Here is a 13,564-nt window from a genome sequence, read left to right as displayed (position 1 = left end):
AACGCCGCCTACCCGGTTAACCCCCGGGTTACCGTTGAACCATGTACACCAAGGAGATCGAGGTACGGACGGGCCACGTCGCCGTGGTGCACGACCTGACCAAGGACGCCGAGGCGTTCCTGACCGAGGCCGACGCGGCCGACGGCCTGCTGCACGTGTGGGTGCCGCACGCCACCGCGGGCCTGGCGGTACTGGAGACCGGCGCCGGCAGCGACGACGACCTGCTCACCGCCATCGACGACCTGCTCCCCCGCGATGACCGCTGGCGCCACCAGCACGGCACCCCCGGTCACGGCCGCGACCACGTGGTGCCCGGGTTCCTACCGCCGTACGCCACCCTGCCGGTGATCGGCGGCGTGCTCGCCCTGGGCACCTGGCAGTCGATCTGCCTGGTCGACACCAACGTCGACAACCCCGCCCGGCGGGTCCGGTTCAGCCTGCTTGCCGGGTAGCAGCAGGACCACCAGCCCGGCGATCAGCAGGCCGGCGAACACCCACAGCGCCGTCGTCACGTCGGGCGCGTCCGGGGTGCCCAGCAGCAGGCTGCGCAGTCCCTCGGTGAAGAAGCGGAACGGTGTCCACGACCACAGCAGCACCCGGTACGCCGGGTTCAGCAGCTCCGGGACCGTCCCGGCGACGGCGGGCGCCACCAGGTACAGCGGCCCGAGAACGGCCATGGCCCGGATCCCGAGCAGCCGCAGTACCGCGGCCTGGACCGCCGCGAACGCGGCGACCGCCAGCGTCAGGAAGCCGAGCACCTCGCCGTTCAGCGGCAGGGTGTCGTCCCACAGCCAGAGGAACCCGGTCAGCACCCCGGTGACCAGCACGGTCGTCCCGCCGACCAGGGTCAGCCTGGTCGTCACGGCCACCCCGCCCGCGCGGCGGGCGAGCAACGCGAGCACGGCCCCGCCCGCCAGCGCGCCGACCCAGGCCAGTGCGCTCAGTGCCATCGGCGCCGCGCGTCCGGCAGCACTGGCCGGGTGCAGGGTCTCCACCCGCACCGGCGCGCCCTGCGACAGCGCCTGCGCCACCCCGGTCAGCGCCTGCTGGGCGACCTGGGTGCCGGTCGGGTTCACCGCGCCGGAGACGACGACCACCGGCGTCTGCCCGAGTTCGAGGACACCGTAGACCTCCTTGTCCTCCAGCAGCGCGCGACCTTCCGCCGGGGTGGTGACCCGCCAGGCCAGCTGGTCACCACCCTGGCCGGTCAGCCGCTGTGCGACGGCCTGTGCCGGCCCCTGCTCCGGCACGGACACGGCGACCGGCACCCCGTCGGGCGCCACCGTGGTCTGCGCGCCGAAGGTCAGGAAGCCCAGTACGACCGCGACCACCGCCCCCACCAGGGCTGCGAGTACGCCCCGCGACCACGTCACCATGACGCCTCCAAAATTCGCCACTTGTAGAATTAGGGTCACGGTAGCAGGAAGTCAACGACTGTTGAAATAGTAGGTTCGATACCGTGACCTCCGATCGACTGGTTCTCTGGGACATCGACCTGACCCTCGTCGACCTGCGTGGCCTGGGTGGCCGCTGGTACCGCGAGGCGCTGGCCACGGTCGCCGGCATCGACCTGCGGGAGATGCCGGCGTTCCCCGGCCGCACCGAACTCGCCATCACGACCGAACTGCTGCACGCCCACGACGTCGAGGCGACCGAGGAGACCGTCGGGCGGATCTGGGCCGAGCTGATCCGGCTGTCCGAGGGGGCACGGGACTCGCTGCCCGAGCACGGGCACGCCCTGCCCGGCGCCGCGACCACGCTCGCCAAGCTGGCCGACGCCGGAGTCGTCCAGTCACTGGTCACCGGCAACCTGCCGGAAATCGCGCTGCACAAGCTGGCGGCGTTCGACCTGCACCGGCACCTGGACTTCGACATCGGCGGCTACGGATCGCTGTCCGCGCAGCGACCCGACCTGGTCGCCCACGCCATGGAGCTGGCGGAACGCAAGCACGGCAGGCGGTTCCCGGCGGAGTCGGTGGTCGTGGTCGGCGACACCCCGAACGACGTCGCCGCCGCCCTGGCCCACGGTGCGGTCGCCGTCGGGGTCGCCACCGGCAAGCACACCGAGGCCGAACTCGCCGAATCCGGGGCGCACGCCGTTTTCCGGGATTTGTCCGAGACCGGTGAAGTCCTGCCCACGCTCGCGGGAGCGCTCTAGTCTTCGGGTATGCCGACTGGGGACGAGAAGAAGGACGACCCGAGCTGGGTCCCGCCCGCGGAACCGCCACCGCCCGACCTGCCGCCACCACCGGCGCCGCCGCCGTCGAAGCCGTCGCTGGGCAGGCGGATCCTCGACCATCCCTTCAAGTTCGGCCTACCGGTGATCGGCGTGCTGCTGGTGATCGTCATCGGGAGCGCCGTGGTGGGGTTCACGCTGCTCGCCGACAGGTACCGCGACATCCGTTCCGACCGCGACACCCCGTCCGCGCAGACCGGGCCCGTGGTGGCGGGCTGGCAGGCCACCGTGTCCGGTGACGGGCGGTACGCGGTGGACGTGCCACCGAACTGGGCCCCCGAGCCGCGCGGCCGGGAAGTGCCGCTGACCAGCGGCGACGGCAAGATCATCCGGGTGGACGGAGCGGCGAGGCTCGCGCTCGGCTACTGCTCGAACGCCAACCAGGCCAGGGCGATCAGCGGGTTCGACAGCGTCGACGACTCCTCGCTCACCGGAGACTGGGACCGCTCGGTCGGCGGCGTCAGCAACCTGCTCACCTCGATCTACCCGCCCCGGACGATGGCGCTGACCGTCGAGAACTCGGAGACCGTGAATCTGCCGGGCACCGACCGCAGTGCCCTGCGCGTCACCGCGACCCTGACCCGCAAGGGCGGGCCGGGCGAGTGCGAGCCGCCGGCCGTCCGCGCGATCGTCACCGTCCTGACCCACGCCTCGCGGTCCGACGACGTCCACATCGTCGTCGCCGACGCCGGTGTCGGAGGCGCGCTGTCGGCCGAGGAACTGACCCGGCTCGCCGGCAGCCTGCGCGTGATCCGTTAGCGGCCATTGCCGTGGACACGTGGGCGGATAGCCCGTTGTCCGGTGTGAAGGCCGAGTTTCTGTCGTCTCATGTGCTGAAGGTGGCCTTCACGAACATCCCGTCCTGGGGTCGCGGCCTCACCAGTCACATCCGGCCCAACAGACCCAGCCGTCACCACGAAAGAGACCCAGCAAACTCCCCCAATGTGGCATTGGGGAACTTGAACTCCCCCAATGCCACATTGGGGGCACACAGCACCCGGACTTTGCCGGGCCGCGGGCGTCTGCAGCCGTGAGGGCCCCCTTCACGGCATCGCAGCCCGGGCGTCAGCGGATCACCGACGGCGTGCCGGGGATGGTCGACCTGTCCTTCTCCGGCACCCCGCGGAAACTGCGCAGCATCTGGGCGATCTCGTCACGCGTGGTCGGCTGGTCGCGCGTCTGGTCGGCGTAGACGACCAGCACCGCGCTGCCCGGCTTGTCCGCCTTGGGATTGCTCAGCGCGATCGCGCCGACGAGGGCGCTCGTCACCAGGCACCGGTGCCCGCCCGCCGGGGTCACCTCGGCCAGGCGCATCTTCACCGCGACCTTCTTGCCGTTCAGCGAGATCTCCGTGTCGGTCGCCTCGCCGACCGACACCCGCGGCGGCGGGCCGTCCCAGGTGTAGGCGCGCTCGGCGACCTCGGTGACGGTCTGCGCGGTGGCCTCGGCGGCGTCGACGACCGGGACGCTGCGCACCCCGGCACCGGCCAGCCGGGAGCTGCGTTCGCCCTCGCAGTACCCGTCGCGGTAGAAGGCGCTGGTGGTCAGCGACAACGTCGGCCTGCCGTCACCCTCCCAGCCGTGGATCGTGCCGGGCTTGGGCGTCCACCTGGCCGGGACGTCGTAGGCGAACGTGCCGTCGCGCGAAGCCACCGACTGCCAGCCTGCCACCACGGCGGGCACCTTGACCTGCGGCGGCGGGGTGTACGTGCTCGGCGGGCGGGTGGTGGGGCGCGGCCGCTCGTCGTCGGACCCGCCGGTGGTCGACACGTAGTACATGCCGCCCCACACCAGGATCACCGCGAACCCGACCAGCACCGCCCGCCTGGTCTTCGCGTGGTTGGGCTTCGGCTCGCTCCGCGGCTCGGGTTCCGGTTCCGGCTCCGGTTTCGGCTCGGGGGCGAAGCCGTGCGTGGGCGCGAAACCACCGCTGTCGGACGGCTCGTAGCCGCCGAACCCGGACAGCGCCGCCTTGTCCTCGTACCCGCCGGCCCGCTGCTGCCGCCGGTTGAACCAGCCCACGTCAGTGGCCGGTGACGCCGCGCAGGTGCTCGACCACCTCGCCGACGGGCACCTCGGTCCGCTCGCCGGAGGCCCGGTCCTTCACCTCGACGACGCCGTTGGCCAGACCGCGGCCCACCACCAGGATGGTGGGCACGCCGACCAGCTCGGCGTCGGCGAACTTCACGCCCGGGGTGGCCTTGCGGTCGTCCAGCAGCACGCTCAGCCCGGCCGCCGACAGCTCGGCCGCGATCTTCTCCGCCCCCGCGGCGACGGTCTCGTCCTTGCCCGCGATGACCAGGTGCACGTCGTAGGGCGAGACCTGGCGCGGCCACACCAGGCCGAGCTCGTCGTGGTACTGCTCGGCGATGACCGCCACCAGCCGGGACACGCCGACGCCGTAGGAGCCCATCGTGATCCGGATGGGCTTGGAGTCGGGGCCGAGCGCGTCCAGCTCGAACGCGTCGGAGTACTTGCGGCCGAGCTGGAAGATGTGGCCGATCTCGATGCCGCGGGCGGCGACCAGCGTGCCCTTGCCGTCCGGCGACGCGTCGCCCTCCCGCACCTCGGCGGCCTCGATCGTGCCGTCGGGCGTGAAGTCACGCCCGCAGACCAGGTCGACGACATGGTGGTCGACCTTGTCCGCGCCGGTGACCCACGCGGTGCCGCGCACGACCCTGGGGTCGACGAGGTAACGGACGCCGTTGTCCTGCAGTGCCTTCGGGCCGATGTAGCCCTTCACCAGGAACGGGTTGGCCGCGAAGTCGGCCTCCTCCAGCATGGCCACCTCGGCGGGCTCCAGCGAGGCCTCCAGCCGCTTCTGGTCGACCTCGCGGTCGCCGGGCACGCCGACGGCGAGCAGCTGCCAGTCCTTCTGCCCCGGCTGGCGGGTCTTGAGCAGGACGTTCTTCAGCGTGTCGGCCGCGGTGAACGTGCGGCCCAGCCCGGCCTTGTCGTTGAGGAAGTCGACAAGTGTCTCGATGGTCGGCGTGTCGGGCGTGTGGTGCACCTGCGCCTCGGGCAGGCCCTCCACCGGCAGCTCCGCCGGGGCGGGCGTGACCACGGCCTCGACGTTGGCCGCGTAACCGGATTCGGTGCTGCGCACGTAGGTGTCCTCGCCGGTCTCGGCGACGGCGAGGAACTCCTCCGACGCCGACCCGCCCATGGCGCCGGACGTGGCCGACACGATGACGTAGTCGAGGCCGAGCCGGTCGAAGATGCGGATGTAGGCCTCACGGTGCAGCTGGTAGGACTTCGAGAGGCCGTCGTCGTCGAGGTCGAAGGAGTAGGAGTCCTTCATGACGAACTCGCGGCCACGCAGGATGCCGGCCCGGGGCCGCGCCTCGTCCCGGTACTTGGTCTGGATCTGGTACAGCGTGACCGGGTAGTCGCGGTAGGAGCTGTACTCGCCCTTGACGGTGAGCGCGAACAGCTCCTCGTGCGTCGGCCCGAGCAGGTAGTCGCCGCCCTTGCGGTCCTTCAGGCGGAACAGGTTGGGGCCGTACTCGGTCCACCGGTTGGTCGCCTCGTAGGGCTCCTTGGGCAGCAGTGCGGGGAACTGGATCTCCTGCGCGCCGATGGCGTCCATCTCCTCGCGGACCACGGCCTCGATCCGGCGCAGCACGCGGATGCCCAGCGGCAGCCAGGTGTACCCGCCCGGCGCGACCCTGCGGACGTAACCGGCGCGGACGAGCAGCCGGTGGCTCGGCACCTCCGCGTCCGCCGGGTCCTCTCGCAGGGTGCGCAGGAACAACGACGACATCCTGGTGATCACTTCGGGTACTCCTCGCGGCAAGGGCGATAGCTGTTCTGCGAAGGGTAGTCAACCCCGCGCGAGCTGCCGCAACCGGTGTTGTCGGTGGTGACGGCTAGCGTGCGGCCATGACTATGACCCTGGGAATGGTGACCGTCGACTGTGCCGATCCGGTGGCGCTGGCCGGGTTCTGGACCAAGGCGCTGGGCGTCGAGGTCGTTCAGAACTTCGAGGACGCCTACCTCGTCCTGGCACCGCAGGAGGGCACCGGCGTGTCGGTCGCGCTGCAGCAGGTGCCCGAGGAGCGGGCGGGCAAGAACCGGCTGCACCTGGACTTCGGGACGGGCGACCGGGCCGCCGAGGTGGCCCGCCTGGTCGGGCTGGGCGCGACGGAGCTGCGTGAGCACTCCGTTCCCGGCCTGGACTGGACCGTGCTGGCCGACCCGGAGGGCAACGAGTTCTGCGTGGGAACGCCACATTAGTGTCCGTGGCATGACGCGAGTGCTGGTGCCGTGGGCGGACCTGGCGGACTACGGCACGCTGCCGGACGGGCTGCGGATCGACGTCTACGACGGCGTCGCGTCGCCGCCGGCCGACCTGTCCGGCGTCGAGCTGTACGTCCTGCCCTACGACCGGGGCAGCGGGCCGATCGAGCTGATGCGTGCCATGCCCGCGCTGAAGGCCGTGCAGAGCCTGTCCGCCGGGGTGGACAAGGTCGTCCCGCTGCTGCCGGCCGGCGTCGAGCTGGCGAACGGCCGAGGGCTGCACGACGCCAGCGTCGCCGAGCACGCGCTCGCGTTGATCCTGGCCGCCCAGCGCGATCTGCCGCGCTGGGTCGACCAGCAGCGGTCCGGCTCCTGGGAGCGCGAGCACACGCGCTCGCTGGCCGACAGCAGGGTGGTGCTGCTCGGGTACGGCTCGATCGGCAGGGCGATCGCGCGGTTCATGACCGCCGGTGAGGCGACCGTCGTGCCGGTGGCGTCGACGGCCCGCCCGGCCGAGGGTGTGCACGGCGTGAGCGAGCTTCCCGGACTGCTGCCCGGGGCCGACATACTCGTCGCGGTGCTGCCCGACACCCCGTCGGCACGCGGGGTGATCGGCGCGGCCGAGCTGGCCGCGCTGCCCGACGACGCGCTCGTGGTCAACGTCGGCCGGGGGTCCACCGTGGACACCGCGGCGCTGACCGCCGAGACCGGCACGGGCAGGCTGCGGGCCGCGCTGGACGTCGTCGCCCCGGAACCGCTGCCCCCGGACCATCCACTGTGGACCACGGCCGGTGTGCTGATCACCCCGCACGTCGCGGGTGGATCGGCCTCGTTCTACCCGCGGGCGAAGCGGCTGATCGTCGAGCAGCTACGCCGGTTCGCGGCAGGCGAGCCCCTGCTCAACGTGGTCAGCTGACCCGCAGGATGAAGTTGCGCACCTCGTGGACCACCTCGAACCCGCATCGCTGGTAGATCCGCAACGCGCCGGGGTTGTCCCGGTCGACGGTCAGTGCCGCGGTCGCCAGTCCCGCGTCGCGGGCGGCCCGCAGCGCGTGCCCGACCAGCCCGGTGGCGGCGCCCCGGCCACGCAGTTCGGCCCGCGTGCCGATGTCGCCGAAGTACACCTCGTCGCCGTGCACGAGGCCGGTCAGGAATGCCAGCACGGTGTCGTCCGGTGCGAGCACGACGAACGTCAGGTCCGGCCGGAACGCGCGGTTGCCGGTGGTTCCGTGCCGCCACACCTCCGGCGACTGCGGGATGATGCCCCAGTGCTCGGTGAAGATCTCGTTGTTGGCCAGCCGGGTGGCTTCGTCCAGCCGCGGCTCGAACGGCACCGGCCGCAGGTCGGCTGGCGGTTCCGGGAGCTCCGGCAGTTCGCCGAGCGCCACCCGCATACGCAGGTAGGTGCGCTCGTTGCGGTAGCCGGCGACCTCGGCCACCTCGGTCAGCCACTTCTGGCCCTCGGGGACCCGCAGGTACAGGTGCAGCGGCACGCCGGGGTGGGATTCGGCGTGCAGCCGCCGTCCGGTGGTCTCGCACCAGCGCGCCAGCTCGCCGGACAGCTCGGGCGTGCGGTGGTCCGGCGCGAGCTGGAATCCCACGACCAGCAGGTGCACCGGATCGGCTGACGGGCGGACCTGCGCGGTCGCGTAGCCGACCAGCCGGTCGCCCGCCCACACCGACGTGCTGCCCTCGGCCAGGTCGAGCCCCGGACGGGTGAGATGGTCGACCACGTCGGCCTGCGCGGGGACTCCCTCCGCCGGTTCTGCCGCCTCCACCTCGGCGAGCAGTCGGACCAGCTCAGGAGCATCGGAAAGGCGCAGCGGCCGCCACTGGAGTCGCACGCGCAGCACCCTAGGCGGTGGCACGACGGCGGGGCACCCGATTTAGGGTGGCTGACGTGCTCGTGCTGCTTCCCCCGTCCGAGACCAAGGCCCCCGGCGGCGACGGCCCGCCGCTCGACCTCGCCGCGCTCGGGTTCGCCGAGCTGAACCCGACCCGGCAGAAGGTGGCCGACGCGCTGGTCGACCTGGCGGCCGACGTCCCGGCGAGCCTGGCGGCACTGGGACTGTCGCAGCGCCAGGACGAGGAGGTGGAGCGCAACGCCGGGCTGTGGTCGGCACCGACGCTGCCCGCGTTGCGTCGCTACACCGGCGTGCTCTACGACGCGCTGGACGTGCCGGCGTTCGGCCGCGCGCAACTGGCCAGGGCACAGCGCAGGCTCGCGGTGTGCTCGGCGTTGTTCGGCGTCGTCCGCGCCACCGACCCGATTCCCGCCTACCGGCTGTCCGGCGGCAGCAAGGTTCCGGCACTGGGGCCGTTGGGTTCGCTGTGGCGGCCTGCGCTGGAACCGGCCCTGGCCAGGGTGAACGGGCTGGTGCTGGACCTGCGTTCCGGCCCGTACGCGGCGCTGGCACGGATTCCGGACGCGGTGACCGTGCGGGTGGTGTCCGAGGGCGAGGACGGCAGGCGGCTGACCGTCAGCCACCACAACAAGGCGTACAAGGGCAGGCTGGCCTCCGCGCTGGCCACCGCTCCCCGCGAACCGTCCACTGTGGCCGGTCTGGTCCGGATGGCGACCCGGCTCGGCTTCGCCGTGGAACGCACCGGCGAGCACGAGCTGGAGCTGCTCGCCGACGCCTAGAACCGGTCCGGTCGTAGCGCGGAGATGTCCACTTCGGACTCCTCGCCGAGGACACCCTCCGCCATCAGCACGCCCACGTAGGGCGCCAGGGTGAGCCCGGCCGGGCCGAACCCGGTGACGACGTGCAGCGTCGGATGCCCCGGGACGGCGCCGAGCAGCGGCAGGCCGTCGGGGCTGGCCGGGCGGAACCCGATCCTGGTCTCCAGCAGCGTGGCCGTGGCCAGTCCGGGTGCGACCGCCAGCGCGTTGTCCAGCACCTCGTGCTGGCCACCGGCGGTGATCCGGTGGTCGAAGCCGGAGCCGGTCTCCCTGGTCGCCCCGACCACCACCCGCGAACCGGCGAACGCCAGCAGGTAGTGCGACGACGGCGGCAGCACCACCGGCCAGGTCGCGGTGTCCGTCCCGGGCAGCTCCAGGTGGCTGATCTGGCCGCGCTGCGGCGCCACCGGCAGCTCGACACCCAGCGGCGCGAGCAGTTCGGCACTCCACGCGCCAGCCGCGACGACCACCGCGTCCGCGGCCTCGGGCCTGCCGTCGACCAGTACCTTGCCCCCGGCCAGCTCGGCCCGTCCGCGCTCGATGGCCGCCCCGCGGCGGACGGCGCCGTCGAGCAGCGCCGCGCGCAGCACCCGCCCGTCGACCCGGCCCGCGCCGGACACGTGCACGCCGCCCAGCTCGGGCGCCAGTGGCGGGAACAGCTCGCGTGCCTGGTCCGGCGGCACCCGCCGCACCGTCCCGGCCTGCGGGAACTCGGCTGCCCGGCGGTGCAGGAGTTCCTCGCGCTCGTCCAGGTCGGCAGGATCGGCCGACACCACCATGCCGCCGACGACCTCGTAGGAGCAGTCCGGTGCGCCGTCGGCGGCCAGCTGCGCGACCAGTTCCGGGTAGAACGCGGCGGCCCGTCCGGCCAGCCGCAGTTCGGCGTCGTCGCGGCGGGTGGTCCACGGCGAGACGATGCCCGCCCCGGCCAGGGTCGCGGCTCCGGCGACGCCGGCATCCACCACCAGCACGTCCGCTCCGCGCCGGGCGAGCTGGTAGGCCGTGCTCGCTCCGCCGATTCCCGATCCGATCACGATCACTCGCATGGGCTTCACCTTCCGGCCGCCAGCACGGCCATCGCGGCGTTGTGGCCAGGAATTCCGCTGACCCCGCCGCCGCGGGCCGCGCCGGAGCCACACAGCAGGATCCGCTCGTGCGCGGTCTCCACGCCCCAGGTGCCGACGGCGTCGTCGTCGGTGGCGTAGGGCCAGGACAGGTCACCGTGGAAGATGTGCCCGGCAGGCAGGGCCAGGTCGTCCTCCAGGTCGAGCGGGGTCTTGGCCTCCAGGCAGGGCGTGCCGTCGGGCATGCGCCACAGGCAGTCCTCGATCGGTTCGGCCAGCACGGAGTTCAGCGAGGCCAGTGTCGCCCGCAGGGCGGCCTCGCGGGCGGCATCGTTGTCCGCGGCGAAGACCCTGGCGGGCAGGTGCAGGCCGAACAACGTCAGCGTCTGCGCGCCGGCTGCCCGTTCGGCGGGGCCGAGGATCGACGGGTCGGTCAGCGAGTGGCAGTAGATCTCGCACGGCGGCAGGTCCGGCACGGCCCCGGCGGCGGCCTGCCGGTGGGCGTTGGCCAGCTGCCGGTAGCCCTCGTTGACGTGGAACGTGCCGCCGAACGCCGCCCGCGGGTCGACGCTCGCGTCGCGCAGCCGCGGCAGCCGGGACAGCACCATGTTCACCTTGAGCTGGGCGCCCTCCGGTGCGGGCCGGCCGGTGTCCTCGCCGAGCAACCGGGCCAGCACCTCCGGTGCGACACCGGCCAGGACGTGCCGCCCGTGCACCGTCCGCTCGGTGTCGCCCTGGCGCACGCGGACCTCGCCGTCGGGGTTCACCGCCAGCACCTCGGCGCCGGTGAGCAGTTCGGCACCCGCGTCCGCGGCGACGTCGATCAGCGCGCCGGTGACCGCGCCCATGCCGCCGACGGGCACGTCCCAGTCGCCGGTGCCGTTGCCGATGACGTGGTAGAGCAGGCAGCGGTTCTGCCGCAGGTCCGGCTCGTGGGCGTCGGCGAACGTCCCGATGAGCGCGTCGGTGAGGACGACGCCGCGCACGGTGTCGTCGCCGAAGGTCTCCTCCAGCGTCTGCCCGATCGGCTGCTCGAACAACATCCGCCACGCCTCGTCGTCGCCGACGGCCGCGCGCAGTGCCTTCCTGCTCGGCAGCGGTCCGGTGAGCGTGCCGAAGATCCGGGCGGCCACGTGACCGGTGCGGGCATAGAACCATTGCCAGGCGGCGAAATCGGCGTCGCCGCCGGTCACCGAGGCGAACGAGGCGGCGGTGCGGCGCTCGTCGGCGGTGTCCACCAGCAGGCCGGTGTCGCCGACCGGCGTGTAGGACGACGTCCGGCGGCGGCGCAGTTCCACGCGCAGGCCGAGGTCGGCGCGGATCTTCGCGGGCAGCAGGCTGACCAGGTAGGAGTAGCGCGACAGCCGGACGTCGACACCGGGAAAGGCACGCGTGGACACCGCCGCGCCACCGAGCCGGTCCTTGCGCTCCAGCACCAGCACCGAACGGCCCGCTCGCGCCAGGTAGCCAGCCGCGACCAGCCCGTTGTGGCCGCCGCCGACCACCACGACGTCGTAGCTCGCGGTCACGTCGCGTCCCACGGGCCGGTCTCGGTGCGCGCCTCGTCCGGCGAGTCGACCGGCCACGGCGGCATGGTCACGCCGAACGCCCGCAGGCCGTGGTCGTCCGCGCGGAACTGGAAGGTCGTGCCCAGCGGGATGGTCAGGCAGGTGCCCGGGGTCAGGTCGACGGTCTGTTCCCGCCCGCCCTGCTTGCGCCACATCTGCCCGGAACCGCCCACGATGTACCAGATCTCCTGCACGGTGGCGTGCGACACAGCGGTGGAGACCTGGTCGGGCGCCAGCTCGAACAACGCGGCGCTGCCCGCGTCCGGGATGGTGCACATCGGCCGGACGGCCGAGCCGTCGGGCGCGGGTACTTCCGGCGCGTCGGACACGTGCTGGGTGTCGAAGTCCTGCATGCGGCCATGATCCAGCATCCGCACCGGTGTTGTCTGCGTGCCAGTGCAGTCAAAGCACGTGAAGGCCACCTTCACCACCGTTGAGGTCCGCGTCGCGGCGAAGTCGGGTTGGCCGGGCCCCGAGGCGGTTGCTGAGGGCGCCTTGGGTGCGCAAGGCGCAAGTAAGGTGCCATTGGTTGCGGCGGGCTCGGCCTGGTGTTGTCTCGTCATGGTGGTGAAGGCCCCCTTCATCACGTCTGACGTGGTGAAGGGGGCCTTCACGTGCTTCAGGCGTCGTCCGGGAACAGGCGGGCGGCGACCTCGCGGGCGGCCGTCTCCAGGTCCCCGGTCAGGTCGTCGGCCAGCGCGCCGGTGAGCCACAGCGTGGCGAAGCCGTGCACGAGCGACCAGGCGGCCACGCCGGTGATCCGCGCGTCCGGCCCGGCCCGCTCGCCCATCGAGCCGACGCCGCGCGCCAGCGCCTGCCCGGCCCGGTCCCGCGCGGCGACCAGCTCCGGGTCGTCGGCGTGGTACAGGTCCGGCCGGAACATCACCTCGAAGTGCGCGCGATGCTCCACCGCGAACCGCACATAGGCCACGCCGACCTCGACGAACTCGCCCGTCTCGGCCTCCGCGTCCACCAGCGTGCCCGCCAGCAGGTCGTAGCCCTCCGCGGCCAGTGCCGTCAGCACGCCCGCCTTGTCACCGAAGTGGTGGACGGGTCCGGCGTGGGACACGCCCGCCCGGCGGGCCAGGTCGCGCAGGCTCAGCCCGGCGGGCCCGCGTTCGGTGATGGCCGCGACGGCGGCGTCCAGAACGGCCCGGCGCAGGTCACCGTGGTGGTACGGCATGATCCACAGCTTAGCCGGAATCTTTCCATTGACAAGTTCGCAGGACGGGCGCAATCTTGTCAATGACAAGTTCCAGTGGAAGGGAGTCGGCCGATGGCCCCGCTCATCATCCTGATCGTCGTCACGCTCGGGTTGCTCGCCGCGGGAGCGGCCGGCGTCCGCGCGCTGAAACCGTGGCCGGTCGCCGTCCGCGGCGGGCTCGCTGCCATGTTCACCGCGACCGGCGTCGCCCACTTCGTCGGCATGCGTGCGGAGCTGATCGCCATGGTTCCGCCCGCACTGCCCGCGCCGGGCCTGCTGGTCACCGTCACCGGCGTCCTCGAATTGCTCGGCGCGGCGGCCCTGCTCTGGCACCGCACCGCGCCGTGGGCCGCGGGCGGGCTCAGTGTCCTGCTGGTGGCGATGTTCCCGGCCAACGTCTACGCGGCCGCCAACGGCCTGGCCATCTCAACCGGCGACCAGCTCGCCCCCCGGACGGCCATGCAGGTGGTGTTCCTCGCCGCCACGCTGTCGGTGGTCGTCGCACACCTGCGGACGCGACGGGGACCCCGTGCTCGCGTGGGGTGACGAGCACGGGGTCTCCCTGACCCG

At 72.5% G+C, this 13,564-nt stretch carries 14 protein-coding genes and 1 pseudogene; 7 read left to right on the top strand and 8 right to left on the bottom strand.

Translation table 11 applies throughout. From position 1 onward, the window contains the following. The first annotated feature begins 41 nt into the window (after positions 1-41). Complete coding sequence (locus tag EWH70_RS08255) at positions 42-452, top strand: YjbQ family protein (RefSeq protein WP_130474660.1); 411 nt, start codon at positions 42-44, stop codon at positions 450-452. Here EWH70_RS08255 and EWH70_RS08250 read toward each other — a convergent pair. Continuing rightward, a pseudogene (locus tag EWH70_RS08250) lies at positions 396-1,376 on the bottom strand (ABC transporter permease); the annotation flags it as partial. The gene EWH70_RS08255 and the pseudogene EWH70_RS08250 sit on opposite strands and share 57 nt — an antisense overlap. 83 nt (positions 1,377-1,459) lie before the next feature. Between EWH70_RS08250 and EWH70_RS08245 the strand changes: the two are divergent. Together EWH70_RS08245 and EWH70_RS08240 are read left to right on the top strand one after the other, a co-directional pair. After that, entirely contained in the window at positions 1,460-2,158 is a 699-nt protein-coding gene (locus EWH70_RS08245) for an HAD family hydrolase (RefSeq protein WP_130474659.1), read from the top strand. Between the two features lie 9 nt (positions 2,159-2,167). Further along, positions 2,168-2,995 (top strand): DUF8017 domain-containing protein, encoded by an 828-nt coding sequence (locus EWH70_RS08240; RefSeq protein WP_130474658.1) that lies wholly within the window; start codon positions 2,168-2,170, stop codon positions 2,993-2,995. 306 nt (positions 2,996-3,301) lie between these two features. Here EWH70_RS08240 and EWH70_RS08235 read toward each other — a convergent pair whose 3' ends face one another. Beyond that, positions 3,302-4,258, bottom strand: a complete 957-nt coding sequence (locus EWH70_RS08235) for a DUF8017 domain-containing protein (protein WP_130474657.1) — start codon at positions 4,256-4,258, stop codon at positions 3,302-3,304. 1 nt (position 4,259) lies between these two features. Beyond that, positions 4,260-6,011, bottom strand: coding sequence for a proline--tRNA ligase (locus EWH70_RS08230; protein WP_130474656.1), 1,752 nt, complete (start codon positions 6,009-6,011; stop codon positions 4,260-4,262). A gap of 107 nt (positions 6,012-6,118) precedes the next feature. Between EWH70_RS08230 and EWH70_RS08225 the strand changes: the two genes are divergently transcribed. Continuing rightward, positions 6,119-6,472 carry a VOC family protein gene (locus EWH70_RS08225; RefSeq protein ID WP_130474655.1) on the top strand — a complete coding sequence of 118 codons (354 nt, stop codon included), beginning with the start codon at positions 6,119-6,121 and terminating at the stop codon, positions 6,470-6,472. Between the two features lie 10 nt (positions 6,473-6,482). After that, the gene (locus EWH70_RS08220) at positions 6,483-7,391 is read left to right on the top strand and encodes a 2-hydroxyacid dehydrogenase (protein ID WP_130474654.1); all 909 of its coding nucleotides are present in this window, start codon (positions 6,483-6,485) and stop codon (positions 7,389-7,391) included. Here EWH70_RS08220 and EWH70_RS08215 read toward each other — a convergent pair. Then, positions 7,384-8,319 (bottom strand): GNAT family N-acetyltransferase, encoded by a 936-nt coding sequence (locus tag EWH70_RS08215; protein WP_130474653.1) that lies wholly within the window; start codon positions 8,317-8,319, stop codon positions 7,384-7,386. The genes EWH70_RS08220 and EWH70_RS08215 overlap by 8 nt on opposite strands. 56 nt (positions 8,320-8,375) lie before the next feature. Between EWH70_RS08215 and yaaA the strand changes: the two genes are divergently transcribed. After that, entirely contained in the window at positions 8,376-9,119 is a 744-nt protein-coding gene (gene yaaA, locus EWH70_RS08210) for a peroxide stress protein YaaA (RefSeq protein WP_130474652.1), read from the top strand. Here yaaA and EWH70_RS08205 read toward each other — a convergent pair. The 4 genes from EWH70_RS08205 to EWH70_RS08190 all read right to left on the bottom strand — a co-directional run bounded on the left by EWH70_RS08205 (position 9,116) and on the right by EWH70_RS08190 (position 12,976). Further along, positions 9,116-10,204, bottom strand: coding sequence for an NAD(P)/FAD-dependent oxidoreductase (locus EWH70_RS08205; protein WP_130474651.1), 1,089 nt, complete (start codon positions 10,202-10,204; stop codon positions 9,116-9,118). The two genes, yaaA and EWH70_RS08205, sit on opposite strands and share 4 nt — an antisense overlap. A 5-nt stretch (positions 10,205-10,209) precedes the next feature. Continuing rightward, the gene (locus EWH70_RS08200) at positions 10,210-11,751 is read right to left on the bottom strand and encodes a phytoene desaturase family protein (protein ID WP_130474650.1); all 1,542 of its coding nucleotides are present in this window, start codon (positions 11,749-11,751) and stop codon (positions 10,210-10,212) included. Then, a complete protein-coding gene (locus EWH70_RS08195; RefSeq protein WP_130474649.1) occupies positions 11,748-12,143 on the bottom strand; it encodes a cupin domain-containing protein in 396 nt (131 codons plus the stop codon). Before EWH70_RS08195 ends, EWH70_RS08200 begins: the two co-directional genes overlap by 4 nt. A gap of 266 nt (positions 12,144-12,409) precedes the next feature. Then, positions 12,410-12,976, bottom strand: coding sequence for a TetR/AcrR family transcriptional regulator (locus tag EWH70_RS08190; RefSeq protein WP_130474734.1), 567 nt, complete (start codon positions 12,974-12,976; stop codon positions 12,410-12,412). Positions 12,977-13,066: 90 nt separating this feature from the next. On the opposite strand from EWH70_RS08190, the gene EWH70_RS08185 reads away from it, so the two are divergent. After that, on the top strand, positions 13,067-13,540 hold the full coding sequence (locus EWH70_RS08185; protein WP_130474648.1) for a DoxX family protein: 474 nt from the start codon (positions 13,067-13,069) through the stop codon (positions 13,538-13,540). The last annotated feature ends 24 nt before the right edge of the window (positions 13,541-13,564 follow it).

This window comes from Amycolatopsis suaedae (assembly GCF_004214935.1).
In the GTDB taxonomy this organism is placed as follows: Bacteria; Actinomycetota; Actinomycetes; order Mycobacteriales; family Pseudonocardiaceae; genus Amycolatopsis; species Amycolatopsis suaedae.
Note: the sequence above shows the minus strand (reverse complement) of the source record. Positions and strands in the feature narration are given on the sequence as shown.